We start from the raw sequence: 20,276 nt of genomic DNA, 5'->3' as shown, positions 1-20,276 counted from the left end.
CTCTCATGGACAGGGGCCCGGAGACCCGCATGGGACGGTCCTGGGGCATGCGCCACCCGGATGGTCCGTTCTCACTCGCGCGGCTGGTCACGGTTTGCCCGGGGTGCGGGAGCGCGCCACGCTGGGCCTGATGGGCGCCGCCGGGGACCACCGCAGGTCGTGCGTGCCGGTGGCTCGCGTGCCAACCGGCGTGTACACCACCCCTGTCGGACCCCGTGTCCTGGTTCGAGTGGGAGGTACGCGGCGTGGTCACTTCGCAGACGGCTGATGTGGTGGTGGTGGGCAACGGCGTGCTGGGGTTGTCGGTGGCGGTCGAGATCGCTCTGCGCGCCCCGAAGACCAGGGTGGCGGTGGTGGGGCCCACGGGTCGGCCGATGGCGGCCACCGCGGCTGCCGGGGCGATGCTCAACTGCTTCGGGGAGGTCACCCGCTATACCGACCGGCACCCGGTCACCCGGGCTCGCTTCGCGCTCGCCCGCGAAGCCCTGGACGCCTGGCCCGGCTGGATGGAGACCCTCGCCGACCTGGCGGGCCCAGCTGTCGGAAAGGCTCTGCGCGCCTCCTACCGCACGGGAACGTTCGTCCTGCTCGGCGCCAGGTCCGGCCACGTGGCCGCCGACAATTTCGAGGCGATGCGCGCGGCCGCCGAGCGGTACGACGAGCCGTACGAACTTCTGGGGGCGGCCGACGTGGACGGCCTGGCACCGCGGCCCGACGCGCGCCCACTGCGGGTGCTGCACCTGCACCGGGAGGGTGCGGTGGACGCGCGCGCGGTCCTGGCGGCGCTGGAGGCCGCCGCATCGCGGCTGGGTGTGCGCCTGGTGTCCGGCACGGTACGCGAGCTGCTGGCCGGTGCGGGTGCGGTACGCGGGGTCCGGCTCGATGGGGACGGCGACACGTTGACGGCCGGCACGGTGGTCCTGGCCGCCGGTGCCGCCGGGAGCGCGCTGGCCGAGACCGTACTGCCGCCCGGTGCTGTGCCGCCCATGTTGTTCGGCACCGGCGCGTCACTGCTGGTCCAGCGCACTACGACCAGCGGGCCCGGTGCACGGCAGGTGATGCGCACACCCAACCGGGCGGCCACCTGCGGCCTGCATGTGGTCCCCATGGCCGACGATGGCCACCAGTACATCGGCGCCACCAACGTCATCACCACCGAACCGATCACCGGCGCCGAACTCGGTTCCTGCCACTCACTGATGCGCCAGGTGTGCGAGCAGTTCGACCACGACCTCGCCTTCGCCCGCGTGCAGCGCCTCATGGTCGGGGCCAGGCCCGTCCCGCTCGACTGCTTTCCGTTGCTGGGCCCGTGCTCGCTGTCCGGCCTGGTCTTCGCCACCGGGACCTACCGGGACGGCTTCCACTGCTCGCCCGCGCTCGCCCCTCGTCTGGCCGCCACCGTCCTGGACCCCGCCGTCCAGGACACGGACCTGCAATGGTTCACACCTGAACGTATGCCCATCGCGGTACTGACCCCGGACGAGGCGCTCACCGACACAGTCGACCACGCCGTGGACACCATGAGCGAGCAGGGAATGCAACTGCCGTTCTGGGTCGATGGCACCCCGCTGCGAGAATGGGTGCGCCGCCGCATCGAACGTCTCCACGAGGAGTTGGGGCAGCCTCTCGCCCTGGCTCCGGAGCTCATCTACCCCCAGTTCCTCGCACCGAAGTCGACCGACAGCTCCTGCGCTGCCACTCGCCTGAGACGCTACCTGGACGCCGCGCGTACCCACTACGCACCGCGCCTCGACGCCCCGGCGCGGGTCTCCTGCTGAGACCATGACGCCCTGGGAGGTGCAGGCCGGCGTACTCGCTCGCTCCACGCCACAGGCTTCCGCCCCGGATCGGCACGCGGACCGGATACGGAAGGAGCGGGCAGGTTCCCTACCGGTGGACGACGTACCGGTCGTGGTGGTCGGAGCGGGCCCGGTCGGTCTGCTGGTCGCCTCCGACCTGGCCTTGACCGGGATCCGCGTGACACTTCTGGACAAACGAGTTCACGGCGCCGAGTGGACGCGGGCGCTGCATCTGTACCCGCGCGCCCTGGAGATGCTTTCCCGTCGCGGGCTGGCCGAGGAGCTCATCGCCAGCGGTCGGCCGCTGACGCGCGGGCACTTCGCCGCCCTGCCGGTCGAGCTGGACTTCTCCGTTCTGGACACGCCCTTCCCCTTCATGCTGAACCTGCCTCAGGAGATTTTGGAACGCTCCCTGGAACGCCACGCCCGTGCCCTCGGGGTGACAGTGCGGCGCCGGTGCGAGGTGGTCTCCGTGTGCCAGGACCGCGCCGGTGTTGACCTCACTGTGCGGGAGACGGTGGGCCGGCACCGTATCCGGGCCCGCTATGTGGTCGGCTGCGACGGCAGCCACAGTCTGGTCCGCGCGCACGCGGGCATCGCGTTCACCGGTCCCCCGGTGCGCGCCACGTCCCTGCTGGCCGATGTGATCCTGGACCGCCCGCCCCCATGCGGAACCGCTCCGAGCAACGACGGGCGCGGAGTGCTGCTGCTATGGCCGCTGCCCGAGCGCCTCCACCGTGTTGTGGTGATCGATGAGCACACGGTGGGGCTGCCCGCGCACGGTACGGCGACCCTGGCCGAGGTCCGCGCGGCCCTGCGGCGCGTGTGCGGTGACGACTTCGGCGTGCGGGCGCCCCGGCGGCTGGCCCGGGTTTGCGGCGCCTCGTACCACGCCGAGTGCTACCGCGCGGGCCGTGTCCTTCTCGCGGGGGACGCCGCCCACGCCCTCTTCCCGGCAGGCGGACAGGGGCTCAACACCGGACTGCAGGACGCGGTCGACCTGGCGGGCGCGCTTGGCGCCCATCTGGCCGGGGGTGCTCCCGCGGAGTTGCTGGACGCCTATGCCACCCGGCGCCGGGCGGCGGTGGCCCGAGTGCTGGCGAGTACCGACCTGCAACGCGCGGTCATGACCGACTTCACTGTGCCGGGCACCGTTCTGAAGTGTCTGCTCACCCGGCTTCTCGCCGTGCCCGCGGCCAACCGCGCGCTCGCCACCACCGTCGCCGGCCTGCTTCCGCCCTCCGACTGAACCACCTCCCACGCCTGCGCGCGTCCAAAAGCGCGACGCGTGGGCCGCCGAAGGGTTCGGCTACGCCGTCTCGCACTGACGCGGTATCACCCGGCTTCCGGGTTCGTTCCCTCGAATGGCTCGACCCGATTGCCGCCGACAGGCGTGTGCCGATCCTGGAGTAGGGGCGGCGCGACGGAAGGACCAGCACTGATGTCCGAAGCAGCTTGCCGCCGGTACGTTGTCACCGAACCGCCGGCGCTGGACTTCGACCCGTTCCTGCTCGCCTCCCTGCGCGAGTGGCCGATCTTCCGCATTCAACTGCCCTTCGGCGAGGGGGTCGCGTGGCTGGTGACCCGCTACGACGATGTCGTCCGCGTCGTCTCCGACCCGCGGTTCAGCCGGGCACGCGCCGGCGTCGGCTCCTTCCCCAGGACCACGAAGCACAACATCTCACGCCCCGGAACACTGACCATGCTCGATCCGCCGGAACACACCCGGCTTCGCGCGGTGGTCAACCCGCTGTTCTCCCGGCAGGCCATGGACCGCTTGCGGCCGGTGGCCCAAGACCTCCTGGACCGGCTGCTGGAGGATTTGCTGACGGCCGGGCCGCCGGCCGATCTCGTGCGGCAGGTGATCAGCCCGTTCACGCTCCATGTCTCCGGCGAGCTGATCGGTGTCCCCACCGCCGACCGGGAGCGCATCCGCGAGTGGTCGCGGCGAGCCCTGATGCGGTCCACCGACGACGCCGGCGCCCACGACGGGCGCCAAGCCAGCCAAGCCATGAGTGACTACTTCCGCACCCTCGTCTCCGGTGAACGCGTCCACCCCGGGGACAACACCGTGCTCGGCGCCCTGCTGGCCGCCGTGAACCAAGGCTGCATCGACGAGGGCGAACTCGCCGAGACCGTCACCGGGCTGCAGATCAACGCCTGGAACATCTTGCGCAACAATTTCTCGAACTTCCTCTACGTCCTTCTCACCCGCGAGGAGCTGTGGGCCCACCTGCGCTCCGCGCCGCAGCTCCTACCGCAGGCGGTGGAGGAGCTGCTGCGCTGGACCCCCAGCCGCTACGGCATCGGGCGGCCCCGGCTCGCCACGGACGACGTCGAGATCGGTGGCGTCACCATTCGCAAGGGCGAGTACGTCTGCCACTCCTACATGACCGCCAACCGCGACGAAGACGCCTACCCGGACGCCGGCCGGATCGATTTCACCCGCCAGGGACCACCCCAGCTGGCCTTCGGACACGGCCCGCACTACTGCCCCGGCGCCCCGCTGTCCCGCATGGAAGCGGACGTCCTGCTCGGGACCCTGCTGCGCCGCCTTCCCCGCCTGCGGCTCGCCCACCCCGCCCATCAGGTGCGATGGCAGCCCGGCACGATCTTTCGCGGACCCGAGGAGCTGGCCGTGACGTGGTGATGGCGGGGTGTGGGCCGTAGGCGGCGGGCGCGGCGCCGGTCATCAGGACCGCCCGGGGCGGGCGGGTGCGACGCTACGCGGCCGTCGACGGAGGGGCCGGGACGGGCGGGCGCTACGCCGGCGTCGAGGCAGCCGCGTCGCGGTCCGCCGCCGCGCGCAGCACCGCCGCCGCGTCGTCCGTCAGCGGGTCCCCGTGGCCGAAGCAGACGGTGTGCGGGGCGAGCTCGGCCATCCGCCGCATCGAGGCCTTCGCCTCTTCGCGGTCCACGTGGAACACGCCCAGCGCCACCTGCCCCACCGACGCCACGGTGTCGCCCGTGAACAGCACGCCGTGGCGCGGCAGGTGGACCGCGATCGAGCCGGGCGTGTGGCCCGGCGTGTGCACGATCCGGGCCCCGTCGCCGAAGCCCGGCTCGTCGCCGTCCGCCAGCTCCCGGTCCACCCGCGTCGGCGGCGCCGGCGGAACCGTCAGCCCGTGCTCGTACAGCGGCACCTCCCAGTCCAGCAGGACCGGGTCCGGGACCGGCGCCTCGCCCCGTACCACCGGCGCGTCCAGCGCGTGCGCCATCACCTCCGCGCCGTACCGGCCGGCGAGCTCGCCCGCCGCGCCCACATGGTCGCGGTGGCAGTGCGTCAGCACGATGCGGCGCAGGCCCTCCGGGCGCAGCCCGGCCCGGCGTATCGCCGCCTCCATGGCCGGGGCCGCGCCCGCCCAGCCCGCGTCGACGAGCGTCAGGTCGTCGTCCGCGTCGCGCCACAGATAGGCCTGGCCGATCGAGAAGCGGAGCATGTGCAGCCGGGGCGCCACCTCGACGAGGTCGAGGTCAGGGGAGTGATCGTTCATGGGGTGAACGTACGCCCGGACCGTGCCCTGTGCCCCGGCCTTCCGCCCAGCGCGAATTCAGCTCGGGGCTCAACGGGGCCGGCTCAACCCCGCTTCGAGCGCGCGTAGTTCACCAGGAAGTGCGCCTCCGCGACCGACATCCGCTCCAGCTCCTCCGGCGACACGCTCTCGTTCACCGCGTGGATCTGCGCCTCCGGCTCGCTCAGCCCGATCAGCAGGATCTCCGCCTCCGGGTACAGCGCCGCCAGCGTGTTGCACAGCGGGATCGAGCCGCCCATGCCCACCGTCTGCATCTCCTGGCCCGGATAGGCCGCCCGCAGCGCCTGAGCCATGGAGGTGTACGCCGGGCTCGTGGTGTCCGCCTGGAACGGCTGGCCCTGCCCCACCTGCTCCACCGACACCCGCGCGCCCCACGGCGTGTGCGCCTCCACGTGCGCCGCCAGCAGCTTCGTCGCCTCCGCGGCGTCCTGGCCCGGCGGCACCCGCAGGCTGATCTGCGCCCGCGCGGAGGCGTGCACGGACGGCGTGGCCCCGACCACGGGCGGGCAGTCGATGCCCATGACGGTCACGGCCGGGCGGGCCCACAGCCGGTCGCCGACCGCGTCGTGACCGATCAGGTCCACCCCGTCGAGCACCTTCGCGTCCTTGCGGAAGTCCTCCTCCGGATACCGGAGCCCCTCCCACCGGCCGTCCGCCGCCAGCCCGTCCACCGTCGTCGAGCCGTCCTCGGCGCGCAGCGAGTCCAGTACGCGGATGAGCGCGGCCAGCGCGTCCGGCGCGGCCCCGCCGAACAGGCCCGAGTGCAGGTTGCCCTCCAGCGTGTCCACCTGGACGCGCAGCATCGTCATCCCGCGCAGCGACGCCGTCACGGTGGGCAGACCGGCGCGGAAGTTCCCCGCGTCACCGATCACGATCGCGTCCGCCGCCAGCAGCTCCGGGTGCTCCTCGGCGTACCGCTCCAGGCCGCCCGTGGCCTGCTCCTCCGAGCCCTCGACGATCACCTTGACGCCCACCGGGATCCCGCCGTTCGCCTTGAGGGCGCGCAGCGCGAGCAGGTGCATGATGACGCCGCCCTTGCAGTCCGCGGCGCCGCGGCCGTACCAGCGGCCGTCCTCGCGCTCGGTCAGCTCGAACGGCGGAGTCACCCAGCCGGCCAGGTCCAGCGGCGGCTGCACGTCGTAGTGCGCGTACAGCAGGACCGTCGGCGCGCCCGCCGGGCCGGGCAGGTACCCGTACACCGACTGCGAACCGTCCGGGGTGTCCAGGACGGCCACGTCCCGGAAGCCCTCCGCGCGCAGGGCGTCCGCCACCCACGCCGCCGCGGCCTCGCACTCGCTCGGGGGGAACTGCGCCGGGTCCGCCACCGACTGGAACGCCACCAGCTCCGCGAGCTCCGCCTTCGCGCGGGGCATGAGGGAGGCGACGGTCTCGGCGATCGGCGCGGTGGTCGGGTCGGCGGTGCTGGCGGACATGGGCACGCTCCTGGTGGGTGCGACGTTGGACTGACGGTGGTGACCGTTGCGTGTACGGCGAACGCGCGTCCGATCCTCCCACAGGGGGTGGCGCGGGCCCGAGCCGTAGGATGCGATCGAGATCATGGGCACGGGCCGGGTTCGGCCGGACGTCGGGACAGGAGCAGAAGCACATCGTGAGCAGCGAGAACGCAGACGCCGGTAACGAGCACTCCGCGCCGGTGTGGGATGTCGTCGTGGTCGGGGCAGGACCGGCCGGGGCGTCCGCGGCCTACGCGGCGGCCGTCGCGGGCCGCCGGGTGCTGCTCCTGGAGAAGGCGGAGCTGCCCCGCTACAAAACCTGCGGCGGCGGCATCATCGGCCCCTCGCGCGACGCGCTGCCACCCGGCTTCGAGCTGCCGCTCCAAGACCGGGTACACGCCGTGACGTTCTCGCTGAACGGCCGCTTCGCGCGTACGCGCCGCTCCCGGCGCATGCTGTTCGGGCTGATCAACCGCCCGGAGTTCGACGCCGCGCTCGTCGAGCACGCCCAGAAGGCGGGCGCCGAGCTGCGGACCGGCGCGACGGTGGCGCGCGTCGAGCAGCACGGCACCGCCGTGCCCGACCGGCGCACGGTCGCCGTGGTCCTGGCCGACGGCGAGGTCGTGCTCGCGCGGGCGGTCGTCGGCGCGGACGGCAGCGCCAGCCGGATAGGAGCCCATGTGGGCGTGAAGCTCGACCAGGTGGACCTGGGGCTGGAGGCGGAGATCCCGGTGCCGCCGACGGTCGCGGAGGACTGGGCGGGCCGGGTGCTCATCGACTGGGGCCCGATGCCCGGCAGCTACGGCTGGGTGTTCCCGAAGGGCGACACGCTCACCGTGGGCGTGATCTCGGCGCGCGGCGAGGGCGCGGCGACCAAGCGGTACCTGGAGGACTTCATCGCCCGTCTCGGGCTCGCCGGCTTCGAACCGGCCCTCTCGTCGGGCCACCTGACCCGCTGCCGCAGCGACGACTCGCCGCTGTCGCGGGGCCGGGTGCTGGTGTGCGGGGACGCGGCCGGGCTGCTGGAGCCGTGGACCCGCGAGGGCATCTCGTACGCGCTGCGCTCCGGGCGGCTGGCGGGGGAGTGGGCGGTGCGGCTCGCCGAGTCCCACGACGCGGTCGACGCGCGGCGGCAGGCGCTGAACTACGCGTTCGCCATCAAGTCGGGCCTGGGCGTGGAGATGGCGGTCGGCCGGCGGATGCTGGCGCTGTTCGAGCGCCGGCCCGGGCTGCTGCACGCGGCGATCACCGGTTTCCGCCCGGCGTGGCACGCCTTCGCGGACATCACCCGCGGCGTGACGACGCTGGCGGGCCTCATCCGCTCGCACGGGGTGGCGCGCCGGGCCCTGGACGCCCTGGACCGCCGCGTCGAGGGCTGACGCGGCGGCGCACCCGGCGTGCCTGTCCGGCGCGCGCCCGGCGTGGCGCGGGGCCGTCAGCCGGCGGGTGCGGCCGGAGGCGCAGGCGGGGGAGGCGGCGGAGGCGGATACGGAGGCGGCGGCGGAATCCGGGGTCCGGCCGGTCCCACGCTGGAAGGCGGCGGCGGGGGCTCCGCGGGCGGCCGGACCGGCCGCCGGGGAGGCCCCGCGGGAGCCGGAGGCGGCGGACCCGGCGGCGGTGGCGGGGGCGGCTCGATTCCCGACAGCAGCGGCCCGCCGGCCCGCAGCCGGGCGATGGCCAGCTCCCTGCGGCGGTGGGCTTGCGGGGAGTCGTCGCGCTCGTAGTCGAGCTGGACTCCGCTGGGCCAGGTGGTGCGGACGGCGAGCAGCCGGTAGCCGAGCGCGTGGGCCATCTCGTCGGCCCGGTGCCGCATCGCGTCGGTGAACCGGCCGGGCTGCAGCGCGACGCGGGCGCGGCCGTCGAAGTGCGCGCGTATCTCGTCGTCCTCCACCTGACTCCCCACTCGGTCAAGAGCGGCAGCCCCGGGGCCGCCGCATCCCGTGATCGTCGCATACGGACCGAATTCCGGACCGAATCCCCGGACCGAGCGCTACCCGGCGGGCGCGTGCACGGCGTTCGGCAGGAGCGCCGGTCCTGGCGCAGGATCCGCCGGTGCGGCTCGCGCGGTTGAGCGCGGCGTACCGGCTTACGCCTCCGGCCCGGCCGCCCGTCCGCCCCCGAACCGCCACAGCACGCGGACGACGCGGGCCACGAACCCCAGGCACGCGGTGACGGCGGCCGCGACCAGCACCGACCGCTCGGCGCCGCCGTCCAGGTCGAGGCCGACCACGGGGGCCGCCATCAGACAGAAGAGCCCCGCCGCGACGAAGACGCCGGTCACCAGGGCGTAGCCGATCTCGACGGTCATGGCGTCACGCTGCGCCTGTGTCCTGGTCCCCATGCCCGGCAGTCTGACAAGCGGGCGGCCGGTGGGCAAGCGCACAACCCACCGGCCGCGAGAACCACCTGGCGTGGCGTCAGTCCCGTACGGCGACGGCCTCGGCCGCGTCGTCGGCCACAGCGGCCACCGGCGTCGTCGACTTGGCGACCACCACCGATGGCCCGCCCGTACGGGCGCGGCGCAGACCGGTCAGGGTGATGAGCAGGCCGACGACCGCGATGGCGGTGACCACGGCCAGGCCGGGCCGGAAGCTGTCCAGGACCGCTTGCCGGGAGCCGCCCTCGGCGCCGCCGGCCGTGATCACGGCCGTCACCACGGCGAGGAAGATGGCGCCGCCCACCTGGACGGAGGTGTTCAGCAGACCGGAGACCATGCCCTGCTCGTCGTCGTCCACGCCGTTCGTCGCCTGGATGTTGAGCGACGGGAAGGTCAGCGCGCAGGCCGCGCCCAGCAGCAGCATCGACGGCAGGATGACGGCCGCGTACCGAGGGGTGAGGTCGACCTGGAGGAAGATCGCGTACGAGGCGACGAGCAGCGCGAAGCCGGTCGCGATCACCCGCGGCGTACCGAACCGGTCCACCACGTCACCGACCTTGGTGGAGGAGAGCGCCACCAGCAGACCGGCCGGCAGGAAGGCGAGCGCGGTCTGGAGCGCGCTCCAGCCGAGCAGCCCCTGCATGTACTGCGTCACGATGAACTGGAAGGCGACGTACGAGCCGAAGAACGTGGCGGCGCCCAGCTGGGCCCGCAGCTGCGAGCCGGAGCGCAGCACGCCGAGGCGCAGCAGCGGGCTCGCGGTGCGCCGCTCGATGGCCACGAACGCGGCGAGCAGGACGGCGGCCGCCAGGAACGACAGCAGGGTGCGGGCGGAGGCCCAGCCCGCCTCGGGCGCCTCGACGACGGTGAAGACCAGCAGCAGCATCGCGGCCGTGCCGGTGACGGCGCCCGGCAGGTCGTAACCGCCGCGGGCGTCCTCGCGGTCGCTGTGCGGGATCATCCGCAGACCGACGACGAGGGCGATGAGGGCGATCGGCGCGGGGAGCAGCATGGTCCAGCGCCAGCTCAGCTCGGTGAGCAGGCCCGAGAGCACCAGGCCCATGGAGAAGCCGGTGGCGGCGCAGGTCGTGTAGATGGACAGGGCCCGGTTGCGCTGCGGCCCCTCCTTGAAGGTGGTGGTGATGATCGAGAGTCCGGCGGGCGCGGTGAACGCGGCGCTGAGGCCCTTGATGAAGCGGCTGGCGATCAGCAGCGGGCCGGAGTCGACGAGACCGCCGAGCAGGGAGGCGAGCGCGAAGACGGCGAGCGCGATGAGGAAGACGCGGCGGCGGCCGAGGAGGTCGGCGGCCCGGCCGCCCAGGAGGAGCAGGCCTCCGTAGCCGAGGATGTAGCCGCTGACGATCCACTGCAGGGTGGCGGTGGACAGGCCCAGGTCGGCGCCGATGGACGGCAGGGCGACGCCGACCATGGACACGTCGAGGGCGTCGAGGAACATCGCGGCGCAGAGCACCAGCAGGGTGCCCCACAGGCGGGGGCTCCAGCGCTCCTGCGACGAGGGGGACGAACCGTTGAGCGGAGAATTCATGCGGAGCACAGTACATGCGCTTGCATTGAATGCAAACGCATTTAATTCCGTTGCAACGAAGCCCCTCCTCTCTGGTAACTTGTGCCCATGGCTGCGACGAACTCCGAGCGTGCGCTCGTCGAGCGGTGGCACGGCGTGCGTGCCCTGCATGCCCGTACGACCTGCGAACTCGACCGCGAGCTGCATCCCTACGGTCTCGGCGCCAGCGACTTCGAGGTCCTCGACGCCCTGGCCGAGGCCGCGGCCGAGGGGGACGGCTTGTCCTACCGCGTCCAGGAGCTCGCGTCCCGGGTGCACCTCAGCCAGAGCGCCCTGTCCCGGCTCGTCGCCCGCCTGGAGAAGGAGGGCCTCGTCACGCGCGGCATGTGCAGCCAGGACCGGCGCGGGGTCGAGGTCGCCCTGACGGACCTGGGGCGCGCGCGGCACGCCGAGGTGCGGCCCCTGCAGCGCGCCGTGCTCGGCCGGGCGCTGGCCGAAGCGCAGCCGGGATCGCCGGACGCCTCCGGCCAGGGGACCGCCTGCCGGGCCTGAGCACTCCAACCGTCAGATGATGGCGGAGGTCTCCCGCCACAGCCGCGCCAGGCGCTCGTCGCCCGTGACGGTCACGGCGCTCTGCGGCAGCCGGTTCCACAGCGCCAGGTAGAGCCGCTCCGCCGGGCCGCTCAGCTCGCAGTCGGCCGCGCCCCCGTCGTCGCCCCGCGTCGCCCGCGGCGGCTGGGCCGACAGCCGTACGGTCCACACATCGCCGGTGTCGGTCGCCCGTACGCGCAGGACGGCCGGCTCCTGCGTACGCACCCGGCTCTTCTCCCGCGCGTGGAAGCCGCACAGCAGCTCGTCGATCCCGTCGGCGGCGAACTCCGCGTCCACCGGCCCGAGCGCCGCGTCGCCGAGCGCCGCCTGGACGTCCACCCGGTGGACGGCCGTCTCGTGCGCCTGGCGCCGCGACCAGAACCCGCGCGGCGAGGACCCGGGCAGGAAGGTCCAGCACTCCAGGGAGTCGGGCGCGTCCGACAGCGCCTGGACGAGGAGCCCGTGGCCCTCCCGGAACCACGCCACGAGTTCGTCGCCGTCCAGGTCGGGCTCGTCCGCCATGGGGTGGAAGGAGCCGTGCCCCTCCACGACGAACGCGGTGGCCCAGCGGTGCACCACGCCGGTGTGCCGCAGCGCGTCCCGCACGCGCCATCCGGGACAGGGCGGCACGGGCGCGTCGAGGCCGGCCTTCTCGGCGGCCTCGGCCATCAATCGGCCCTCGCGGGCGAGGGTTTCGAGGTACTCGGTGATCTCCATGCGGGGATTGTGTCAGCGGCCACCGGCCTCCGGCCCGGCTATTTCCCGCGCCGACGCGCCCCCCACCGACGCGTCCCCGACCGACGCGCCCCGCACCGCGTAACCGATCATCGCCGCCCCGGCGGCCAGCATGGCCACCGTCGTCAGCGCGACCGGCAGCGAGAACCAGTCGGCCAGGAACCCGATCGCCGGCGGCCCCAGCAGCATGCCGCCGTAGCCGAGCGTCGACGCGGCGGCCACCCCGCCCGCGCCGGCCAGCGCGCCCGCGCGGGCCACCGCGACGGGGAAGATGTTCGCCAGGCCGAGGCCCGTGACCGCGAAGCCCAGCAGGGCGAGCCACACCGTCGGCGCGAGCGCGCCCAGCAGCATCCCGGCGGCCGCGGCCAACCCGCCCGCAACCAGCGTCCGGGTCTGGCCGAGCCGCTGCAGCAGCGCCGTACCGGAGAGGCGCCCGGCGGTCATGGCGAGCGCGAAGAGCGAGTAGCCGGCGGCCGCCGCGCCCGGATGGGCGTCCAGGTCCTGCTCCAGGTGGAGCGCGCTCCAGTCGGCCATCGCGCCCTCCCCGTACGCCGTGCAGAGCGCGATCACCCCGAAGACCGTGACCAGGCCGCGTGTCCGGCGGTCCATGCGCCGCGGCGCGGGCTCGTCCGAGGGAAGCGCCTCCGCCGGGGCGGGGCAGGGATGGCGCAGCAGTACGGAACCGGCCGCGGCGGTCACGAGGAGGCCGGTGACGGTGAGGCCCAGCAGGTGCGTGCGGGGCGCGAGGCCACCCGCGACGAGTCCGCCGAGTCCGGCGCCGAGCATGCCGCCGAGGCTGAAGGCGGCGTGGAAGCTGGGCATCACCGGGCGGCGCAGCGCGGCGACGAGCTCGACGGCGGCGCTGTTCATGGCCACGTTGATGCCGCCGTACGCGGTGCCGAAGACCAGCAGCACCAGGCCGAGCGCGAGCGCCGAGTGGGTCAGCGGCGGCAGCGCGATGCTCAGCGAGAGCAGGACGCCGGCCGCCACCGTGACCGGGTGGGTGCCGAAGCGGCGGCAGAGCCGGCCGGTGAGGGTCATGGTCAGGACGGCGCCGGCCGACACGCCCAGCAGGGCGAGCCCGAGGTCGCTGGGGGAGGAGCCGGTCTGCTCCTTGATCGCGGGGATGCGGACCACCCAGCCGGCGAAGAGGAAGCCGTCGAGGGCGAAGAACAAGGTCAGGGCGGTGCGGAGGCGGGTCAGGGAGCGTGCGGCGGTGTCTCCGCCTGATTCCCCCGGAACGGCCGTCCGTAGTTTGTTTAGGTGCGGCACAAAGTCAGGATAGGGGCCGCCCGGACCGGCGTACAACCGCGCCGGTCCGGGCGGCCCCTCTCACCCCCGCGGGCGGTGAGCTCCGCGGCGGGCCCCGTCAGGGCCGTTCCATGTTCCCCTTCGGCTTGCCGGACTGGAACGGCGTGCCGTGCGGCGGCGGGTGGATCGGCTGCGGCGAGCCGGAGGGCGAGACCGGCGAGCCGGCCTGGGCCTTGCCCGGATGTTCGGGCTGGAACGCGCCCGGATCGCCACCGGACGGGGTAGCCCCCTGCTCCAGCTGGTGCTTGCGGGCCGTCAGGACCTGGACGACCATGGGGCGGTCGGCGTGCGCGTGCTCGTAGTGCACCAGCTGGTCGATCTGCTCGCCGCTGAGCGCCCGGATGCGGTGCTCCAGCGCTCCGACGGGCAGCTGGTCGTAGTCGGGCAGCGGAAGTTCGCCGCGGTCGGCGGTGCTCATCCGGTCCTCCCTTGGTCAGGTCTCGTTGACTGTCTCCTGGACGTCCTCGACGACGTCCTTGTCCAGCGCGGCGCGCACCAACGCGGCGGCGAGAGCCGGCAGCTCCGCCTCGCCGGCCAGGCCGGCCAGCTGGTCGCGGTCCGTGGGCAGCCCCAGCCGTCTCGCGCCGTCCAGCGTCTTGCGGTCCAGGTACGGCGCCACTTCCGGCCAGACGCCCTGCACCTCCCGCAGGAAGATGTCCGCCCCGGCGGGGCCGATGCCCGGCGCCTCCTGCAGCAGCGCGCGCAACCGGTCCAGGTCACCGTCGGCCTTCTCGCGCATCCGGCGCAGATCGCCGCCGTACGCGTCGAGGACGAGCTCGGCGACCTGACCCAGCTGGGTGGCCGTCCGCTCGTCGTACCGGCGGTAACCGCCCTCTCCGAGTGCGTCGACCCGCTGCTGCCAGGTGGCGTCGCGCATGTGCCGCGCGTCCTTCATCCCGGCGGCGAACAGGGCGCGCGCGGCCGCGACCGCGATGTCGGCGCGGATGCGCGCGCTCAGCAGATGAGCCAGCACCAGCAGCTGGTACAGCGGCTGCGGGGTGTCCTTGAGGTGGATCCCGGCCTCCTCCGCGTACGTGCGCGCCTGCTCGTCGAGCAGCGCCCGTACCACCGCCTTGGTGTCGGAGCGTGCCATGGGGCCTCCCGTCACCTCGCGCCGCCCGCGCAGCTTGCGTCAGCCACCCGCAGTACCCGCCCACGACCGGCCGAAACAGTTCGCGGACCGGCGCGGGACGGGGTCGGGCCCCGGCGCGGGGCGAGGCCGGGGCCCGCGCGGGAGGGGGTTGGGCCCGGGCGGTGGACGGGACCGGGCAGGCCGTCCGCATGCTGGATCATGGGAGACTCGGCCCCATGAACGGCAAGGCGACCATGACCCGATCACGGCTGGACAGGGGCCGCAGCGCACTCGGCCCCGCGCTCGAACTGGTGCACACCGGTCGCGCGCCCACCCGCGCCGTGCTCACCGCCGAGCTCGGCGTCACCCGCGCCACCGCCGGCGCCGTCGCCGCCGAACTCGAAGCGCTCGGGCTGATCCGCGTCGACTCCCGCCCCGGCGCGGCGGCCGGCTCCCAGGGCCGCCCCTCCCACCGGCTCATCGTCGACGAGAACGGCCCCGTCGCCCTCGCGGCTCAGGTCCACGCCGACGGCTTCCGCGCGGCCCTCGTGGGCCTCGGCGGCCGCATCGTGGCCACCGCCCCCGGCTGCGTGACCGTCACGGCCGATCCGGCCCAGGTGCTCGCGGCCGTCGTCGAGGAGGGCGCCCGGCTGCTGCGCGAGAGCGGGCGCCGGTGCGTGGGCGCCGGGCTCGCCGTACCGTCCGCGGTCGCCGAACCGGAAGGGACGGCGCTCAACCCGCTGCACGTCGCCTGGTCGGCCGGGGCGCCCGTCCGGGACATCTTCGCCGCACAGGTGCGCAAGGCGGGCATCGAGGGCCCCGCCTTCGCCGGCAACGACGTCAACCTGGCCGCCCTCGCCGAGCACCGCCACGGCGCGGGCCGCGGTGCCCAGCACCTGCTCTGCGTCGCCACCGGGCACCGCGGCGTCGGCGGCGCCCTGGTCCTGGACGGGCGCCTGCACACCGGCAGTTCCGGCCTCGCCCTGGAGGTCGGCCACCTCACCGTCCACCCCGAGGGCGGGCGCCCCTGCCACTGCGGCAGCCGCGGCTGCCTCGACGTCGAGACCGATCCGCTCGCCTTCCTCACCGCCGCGCGGCGCGACCCGGGCCCCGAGGTGTCCCTGCTGCAGCAGGCCCGCGACCTGCTCCGTACGGAGGGCGACGACCCGGCCGTACGCGCCGCCACCGAGGAGCTCATCGACCGCCTCGGCCTCGGCCTGGCCGGCCTGGTCAACATCCTCAACCCCGACCGGATCATCCTCGGCGGCCTCCACCGCGAGCTCCTCGCCGCCGACCCCGAACGGCTGCGCGCCGTGGTCGCCGACCGCAGCCTGTGGGGCCGCAGCGGCGTGGTGCCCATCCTGGGCTGCACCTTGGACCACAACAGCCTGGTGGGAGCGGCGGAGCTGGCGTGGCAGCCGGTCCTCGACGACCCGCTCGCCACGCTGGGCCGTCCCGCGGCGGCGGCACAGACCTCTTAGACGTTGCCACAGAAAGTATTGCAACGAACGATCCAAAACGGTTAGGCTCGGGGCATGGCTCGACCGCGGATGTTCGACGAGGAAAGGGCCCTGGGCGCGGCGATGCGTACGTTCTGGGAGAAGGGCTATGAGGCCACTTCCACCCAGGACTTGTGCGAAGCCACGGGGTTGGGGCGCAGCAGCATCTACAACACGTTCAAGAGCAAGCACGACTTGTTCACGCGTGCGCTGGCCCGCTACATCGACACCATGACGACGGCCCAGCTGGCCGTTCTCGAGGACGAACGGCTCAGTGCCGCCGACCGCCTCCGCGCCCTGTTCGCCATGGTCGTGGAGGGCGAGACGGAGCACCGGGCGGGTGGTCGCGCCCTGGGCTGTCTGACCGTGAACACCACGGTGGAGCTGGCCGGTCGGGACGCCCGCGCGGCGGGGATGCTGGAGCGTGACACGGCCCGCCGGCTGGTGGCCCTGCGTGCGGTGATCGAGGAGGGGCGGCGGGACGGCAGCATCACGTCCACCCGGGACGCCGGGGCGCTGGCCCGCTTCGTCAACGCGGCCATCGGCGGCATGCGCGTCTCCAGTCAGGGCGGTGCCGACCGGGCCGTCCTGGAGTCCATCGCCGACGTCGCCATGGACGCCCTGACCTGCTGAGTTCCGGGAGTCCCCGGAATCACCCAGTCGCTGACGCGCACCTCGCCCCACGCGGCGATTTTCCATGACCAAGTTTTGGACCGATCAATACATAACCTGATCCGGTCCGCCGAGCACCCGAAGGAGAGGGAGAGCAACCGTGCCTCGCGCCGTATACGTCCTGGCACTCGGCATCTTCGCCATGGTGACCAGCGAGTTCGTGGTCGCCGGTCTGATGCCGCAGATGGCCGACGGCCTGAACGCGACCATTCCGCAGATCGGCTACCTCATCACCGCGTTCGCGGTGGCCATGGCGGCCGGCGGGCCGCTCCTGACCGTGGCCCTGATGAACCTGCGCCCGCGCACGGCCCTGATGGCGCTGTTCGCCGTCTTCCTGGCGGGCAACGTACTGGCCGCCACGGCGACCGGTTACTCCACGATGATGGCCGCGCGGATCATCACCGGCATCGCGTCCCAGGCCTTCTTCGGCGTGGGCATCTCCCTGTGCGTCCAGCTCACCCGTCCCGAGGTCCGCGGCCGCGCGATCGCGGTCGCGATGAACGGCCTGATGCTCGGCACCCTGCTCGGACTGCCGATCGCCACGCTGGTCGGTGAACGGTTCGGCTGGCGCGCGGCCTTCTGGGCCATCACCCTGATCACCGTGATCGCCGCCGTCGCCACGCTCATCGGCGTGCCGCGCATGGAGCGCGCCGAGGGCGGCGGTGGCTTCCGCCGGGAGCTCGGCGTCTTCCGGAAGCCCAAGCTGTGGCTCGCGCTGTCCACCAGCACCCTCATCATCGGCGCCACCTTCTCGGCCTTCAGCTACTTCAACCCGATCCTCACCGACGTGACCGGCTTCTCCAGCGGCACCGTCCCCCTGTTGCTGATCGCCTACGGTGCCGCCACCGTCGTCGGCAACAACATCGTCGGCCGCTTCGCCGACCGCCACACGGTGCCGGTGCTCGCCATCGGGCTGGTGCTCAACCTGCTGTTCCTCACCGGCTTCGCCCTCCTCGCCGACCTGCCCGCCCCGGCCGTCGTCTGCATGATGGGCATCGGCCTGGCCGGCGTCACCATGAACCCGGCGATGGCGACCCGCGTCCAGCGCGCCGGCAACCCCGGCCCGCTCGTCAACACCGTCCACTCCTCCTTCATCACCCTCGGCATCATCCTCGGCTCCTCCATAGGCGCCGTCGTGATCGAGGTCTGGGGCCTGCGCGCCCCCCTCTGGCTGGGCGCGGCCATGGCCTTGGCCGGCCTGGCCACCGTCCTGCCCGACCTCGCCCGCCGCTCCACCCCCGCACCGCACACGGTGTCGTCGCAGCCGAGCTGAGGCTCTTCCGAGCCGCCCGCGCCCTCACCACTGCCGCCCCCGGGGCAGCCGGTGCCGTTCCGGTGCCGACAGATGCAGGACGCGGTACACCTCACCGCCCGCCGGACGCGGCGCGTCCCCGGCCCAGAAGGTGACGTGCAGCAGCTCCCAGTGGCGCGGGTCCACGGCGAGGGCGGCGGCCACCACCCCCTCCGCACCAGCCTGCGACCGGTGCTCCTCCAGTGCGCGCCCCACGGTGTCGGCGGGCTTCTCGTTCCCGTCCGTACGCACCCGGCGGCGCGTCATGGTGCGGGGCGCGGCCGCGGCCGCGGGGCCCTCCTCGTACAAGAGGCCGGTCCAGTGCTGTACCTCGGGGCGTCCGAAGTCCTGGACGATGCCCTGGAAACCGGGGCCCCAGAGGAAGGCGTTCATGCCCTCGGGCGCCGTCCACAGGTAGAAGGGCGCGTACTGGTTCACGGGGGAGCCGTCCGCGCGCTCCCGTATCAGGTAGGCCTTCAGACCCAGCCCCGGAAAGTCGTCGAGGAGGTGTCCCTCCGTCGCGACCCGACGGCGGATGATGTCCATGTCGTAGTCGGCGGGCAGGGTGATCTCGTACTGCATGGCGTGCACGGCGGGGTCTCCTCAGGCGGCGGTGCGGGCGGCCAGCAGCGTGAGCAGGCCGCTCACGGCGGTGTCGAAGGGGGCGGGGGAGCCCGACGCGCGGGCCAGTACGTAGCCGCCCTGGACGGTCGCGACGATGGCCGCCGCCGTGTCCCGCGGGTCGAGCGGCCCGGTGAACTCTCCGCTGTCCAGGCCCTCCTGGACGATCCCGGAAAGCCGGTCACGCAGCCAGGCCAGGGTCTCCTCGACCGGGGCGAGCAGCTCTGCGTCGGCGATGACCTCCGGGTCCATCGTCAGCCGTCCGACCGGGCAGCCGCGCAGCACGTCGCGCTCCCGCCGCAGGTAGGCCTCGATGCGCGCGTACGCCGGTCCGCTGCCGCCCAGGGCGGACTCGGCGGCGGCGCGCATCTCCTCGGCGGTACGGCGGATGGCGGCGAGCGCCAGGGCGGGCTTCCCGGCGAAGTGGTGGTACATGCTGCCCTGGCCCGCCTCGGCCCGCTGCTGGATGGCCTTGGGGCTGGTGCCGACGTAACCCCGCTCCCACAGCAGGTCCCGCGTGGCCTCGATCAGCCGGTCGTGAGTGCTCATGATCGTACTGTACATAACAGTAGGTACAGAGGTGCGGGCATACCTGTACGGCGACGAGGGGGTCCTCGCCGCCGTACAGGCGCCCGGCCGTGGCATCCGGCCGTGTGCCGTGCCGTCCGGTCAGCCCGCCACGGCGGGCGATCGGTCGGCCGGAGGCCGTTCGCGCACGGTCTCGACCGTCTCGAAGGGGACCGGTTCCGTGAACGGTGCGCCGCCGGCCGCCCCGTACACCGGGAGCGACGGGATCGGCGGCAGGGGAGTGGCCGAAGGCGCCGGAAGCGTGAACCAGACGACCTTGCCGGTGTCGCCCTGCGGCCGCGCGCCCCAGCTCTCGCTGAACGCCTCTATCAGGGCCAAGCCGCGCCCCGAAGTGGGAAGCGGGTCGGCGGGGTTGAGTTCCAGGACCGTCGGGAGGCGGGGGTCGTGGTCGTGGACCGAGACCGTCAGCCGGTCGAGCAGCAGCTCGAGCTCGACGGTGCACACCTTGTCCGGTTGGGCGTGCTGGTGGACGTTGGTCAGCAGCTCGGTGACACCGAGTGCGGCTTTCTCGATCAGACTGTCGAGATTCCAGTAGCGCAGTTGCGCCGACACGATTCTGCGGACCTGACCGATCCGCGACGGCAGGGCTTGGAGCTCTACCGTGCACTGCCTGCTTGCCTGGCTGATCACGGCTGCGACTCCCCGAAATAGGTCCGGAAGAAGACGGAGATCGGATCCAGTGGATGGCTGGCTGTTCGGTCCGGCGGGCTGGATCGCAGCGTCACCGCCGGTGCACCCTGAGTAGTGATGTCAAACCAGCGTGAACCAGCGGTGACCGTTGTGCAACTCGCGGCCACCGATCGCGGTTCGGTGTCTGTCTCGGTCCTTGGCTCAATCGCCGGCCCGGTACCTCGCGCGGTCCCTGGCCCGGTCCCTCGCCGTGCCGGCCGTGCGGACCGCCTCCAGGAAGCGCCCGGCCAGGGCCGCGGCCCCGCCCGGCCCACGGCCGCGCCGCCCCATGGTCAGGCGGTAGCGGTGGCCGTTGAGCGTCGCCACGGTCGCGTCGCCGCGCCCCGCGAACCACGGCCTGCCCGCCCGGACCGCGCGCACCGGCGCACTGTCGATCACCCGCCCGTAGCTGGTGAGCAGGGCCAGCCTGCCGTCCTCGATCAGGACCTCGCCCGCCCTCGTCAGCGAACGCGGCCACCGCTCGATCCGTACGCCCGTGGCGCTGAAATCAGGCCCAGCCATGACTCTCCCGCCCCCTT

21 protein-coding genes are annotated in these 20,276 nt (G+C 73.4%); 8 read left to right on the top strand and 13 right to left on the bottom strand.

Going from position 1 to position 20,276, the window contains the following annotated elements; translation table 11 throughout:
* The first annotated feature begins 245 nt into the window (after positions 1 to 245).
* The 3 genes from ABZX67_RS17145 to ABZX67_RS17135 all read left to right on the top strand — a co-directional run bounded on the left by ABZX67_RS17145 (position 246) and on the right by ABZX67_RS17135 (position 4,449).
* The gene (locus ABZX67_RS17145) at positions 246 to 1,778 is read left to right on the top strand and encodes an FAD-dependent oxidoreductase (RefSeq protein WP_355360688.1); all 1,533 of its coding nucleotides are present in this window, start codon (positions 246 to 248) and stop codon (positions 1,776 to 1,778) included.
* 115 nt (positions 1,779 to 1,893) lie between these two features.
* A complete protein-coding gene (locus ABZX67_RS17140) occupies positions 1,894 to 3,048 on the top strand; it encodes an FAD-dependent monooxygenase (protein WP_355360685.1) in 1,155 nt (384 codons plus the stop codon).
* A 192-nt stretch (positions 3,049 to 3,240) separates the two neighbouring features.
* The gene (locus ABZX67_RS17135; protein ID WP_355360682.1) at positions 3,241 to 4,449 is read left to right on the top strand and encodes a cytochrome P450; all 1,209 of its coding nucleotides are present in this window, start codon (positions 3,241 to 3,243) and stop codon (positions 4,447 to 4,449) included.
* 112 nt (positions 4,450 to 4,561) lie between these two features.
* Here ABZX67_RS17135 and ABZX67_RS17130 read toward each other — a convergent pair whose 3' ends face one another.
* The gene (locus tag ABZX67_RS17130) at positions 4,562 to 5,293 is read right to left on the bottom strand and encodes an MBL fold metallo-hydrolase (protein ID WP_355360679.1); all 732 of its coding nucleotides are present in this window, start codon (positions 5,291 to 5,293) and stop codon (positions 4,562 to 4,564) included.
* 83 nt (positions 5,294 to 5,376) lie between these two features.
* A complete protein-coding gene (locus tag ABZX67_RS17125) occupies positions 5,377 to 6,765 on the bottom strand; it encodes a dipeptidase (protein ID WP_355360676.1) in 1,389 nt (462 codons plus the stop codon).
* A 176-nt stretch (positions 6,766 to 6,941) separates the two neighbouring features.
* Here ABZX67_RS17125 and ABZX67_RS17120 point away from each other — a divergent pair, with 176 nt between their 5' ends.
* Positions 6,942 to 8,165: a geranylgeranyl reductase family protein gene (locus tag ABZX67_RS17120; protein ID WP_355360673.1), complete on the top strand. Its 1,224-nt coding sequence runs from the start codon at positions 6,942 to 6,944 to the stop codon at positions 8,163 to 8,165.
* Between the two features lie 56 nt (positions 8,166 to 8,221).
* On the opposite strand, the gene ABZX67_RS17115 is transcribed toward ABZX67_RS17120, so the two are convergent.
* From ABZX67_RS17115 to ABZX67_RS17105, 3 genes are all read right to left on the bottom strand, one after another.
* Entirely contained in the window at positions 8,222 to 8,677 is a 456-nt protein-coding gene (locus tag ABZX67_RS17115) for a hypothetical protein (RefSeq protein ID WP_355360670.1), read from the bottom strand.
* Between the two features lie 195 nt (positions 8,678 to 8,872).
* Positions 8,873 to 9,127: a DUF6332 family protein gene (locus ABZX67_RS17110; protein WP_355360668.1), complete on the bottom strand. Its 255-nt coding sequence runs from the start codon at positions 9,125 to 9,127 to the stop codon at positions 8,873 to 8,875.
* A 76-nt stretch (positions 9,128 to 9,203) separates the two neighbouring features.
* Positions 9,204 to 10,709, bottom strand: coding sequence for an MFS transporter (locus ABZX67_RS17105; protein ID WP_355360665.1), 1,506 nt, complete (start codon positions 10,707 to 10,709; stop codon positions 9,204 to 9,206).
* An 87-nt stretch (positions 10,710 to 10,796) separates the two neighbouring features.
* Between ABZX67_RS17105 and ABZX67_RS17100 the strand changes: the two genes are divergently transcribed.
* Positions 10,797 to 11,240: a MarR family transcriptional regulator gene (locus ABZX67_RS17100; protein WP_355360662.1), complete on the top strand. Its 444-nt coding sequence runs from the start codon at positions 10,797 to 10,799 to the stop codon at positions 11,238 to 11,240.
* A gap of 12 nt (positions 11,241 to 11,252) precedes the next feature.
* Here ABZX67_RS17100 and ABZX67_RS17095 read toward each other — a convergent pair whose 3' ends face one another.
* The 4 genes from ABZX67_RS17095 to ABZX67_RS17080 form a co-directional block, all read right to left on the bottom strand.
* Positions 11,253 to 11,996, bottom strand: a complete 744-nt coding sequence (locus tag ABZX67_RS17095; protein WP_355360659.1) for a maleylpyruvate isomerase family mycothiol-dependent enzyme — start codon at positions 11,994 to 11,996, stop codon at positions 11,253 to 11,255.
* 12 nt (positions 11,997 to 12,008) lie between these two features.
* The gene (locus ABZX67_RS17090; RefSeq protein WP_355360656.1) at positions 12,009 to 13,286 is read right to left on the bottom strand and encodes an MFS transporter; all 1,278 of its coding nucleotides are present in this window, start codon (positions 13,284 to 13,286) and stop codon (positions 12,009 to 12,011) included.
* A 97-nt stretch (positions 13,287 to 13,383) separates the two neighbouring features.
* Entirely contained in the window at positions 13,384 to 13,743 is a 360-nt protein-coding gene (locus tag ABZX67_RS17085) for a hypothetical protein (RefSeq protein ID WP_355360653.1), read from the bottom strand.
* 15 nt (positions 13,744 to 13,758) lie between these two features.
* Positions 13,759 to 14,418 carry an endonuclease gene (locus tag ABZX67_RS17080; RefSeq protein ID WP_355360650.1) on the bottom strand — a complete coding sequence of 220 codons (660 nt, stop codon included), beginning with the start codon at positions 14,416 to 14,418 and terminating at the stop codon, positions 13,759 to 13,761.
* A gap of 215 nt (positions 14,419 to 14,633) precedes the next feature.
* Here ABZX67_RS17080 and ABZX67_RS17075 point away from each other — a divergent pair, with 215 nt between their 5' ends.
* From ABZX67_RS17075 to ABZX67_RS17065, 3 genes are all read left to right on the top strand, one after another.
* Positions 14,634 to 15,878: an ROK family protein gene (locus tag ABZX67_RS17075; RefSeq protein WP_355360647.1), complete on the top strand. Its 1,245-nt coding sequence runs from the start codon at positions 14,634 to 14,636 to the stop codon at positions 15,876 to 15,878.
* A 54-nt stretch (positions 15,879 to 15,932) separates the two neighbouring features.
* On the top strand, positions 15,933 to 16,529 hold the full coding sequence (locus ABZX67_RS17070) for a TetR/AcrR family transcriptional regulator (RefSeq protein ID WP_355360644.1): 597 nt from the start codon (positions 15,933 to 15,935) through the stop codon (positions 16,527 to 16,529).
* Between the two features lie 139 nt (positions 16,530 to 16,668).
* Positions 16,669 to 17,841, top strand: a complete 1,173-nt coding sequence (locus ABZX67_RS17065) for an MFS transporter (protein ID WP_355360641.1) — start codon at positions 16,669 to 16,671, stop codon at positions 17,839 to 17,841.
* 24 nt (positions 17,842 to 17,865) lie between these two features.
* Here the strand turns inward: ABZX67_RS17065 and ABZX67_RS17060 are convergent, their stop codons facing one another.
* From ABZX67_RS17060 to ABZX67_RS17045, 4 genes are all read right to left on the bottom strand, one after another.
* On the bottom strand, positions 17,866 to 18,450 hold the full coding sequence (locus ABZX67_RS17060; RefSeq protein WP_355360638.1) for a DUF4865 family protein: 585 nt from the start codon (positions 18,448 to 18,450) through the stop codon (positions 17,866 to 17,868).
* A 12-nt stretch (positions 18,451 to 18,462) separates the two neighbouring features.
* The gene (locus ABZX67_RS17055; RefSeq protein ID WP_355360635.1) at positions 18,463 to 19,029 is read right to left on the bottom strand and encodes a TetR/AcrR family transcriptional regulator; all 567 of its coding nucleotides are present in this window, start codon (positions 19,027 to 19,029) and stop codon (positions 18,463 to 18,465) included.
* A gap of 120 nt (positions 19,030 to 19,149) precedes the next feature.
* The gene (locus ABZX67_RS17050) at positions 19,150 to 19,698 is read right to left on the bottom strand and encodes an ATP-binding protein (protein ID WP_355360632.1); all 549 of its coding nucleotides are present in this window, start codon (positions 19,696 to 19,698) and stop codon (positions 19,150 to 19,152) included.
* A 201-nt stretch (positions 19,699 to 19,899) separates the two neighbouring features.
* Complete coding sequence (locus ABZX67_RS17045) at positions 19,900 to 20,259, bottom strand: hypothetical protein (protein WP_355360629.1); 360 nt, start codon at positions 20,257 to 20,259, stop codon at positions 19,900 to 19,902.
* Between the last annotated feature and the right edge of the window lie 17 nt (positions 20,260 to 20,276).

This window comes from Streptomyces sp. NPDC003036, from assembly GCF_040611175.1.
Taxonomy (GTDB): domain Bacteria; phylum Actinomycetota; class Actinomycetes; order Streptomycetales; family Streptomycetaceae; genus Streptomyces.
The sequence above is the reverse complement of the archived record's forward strand: the minus strand, read 5'-3'. Positions and strand labels throughout refer to the sequence as shown.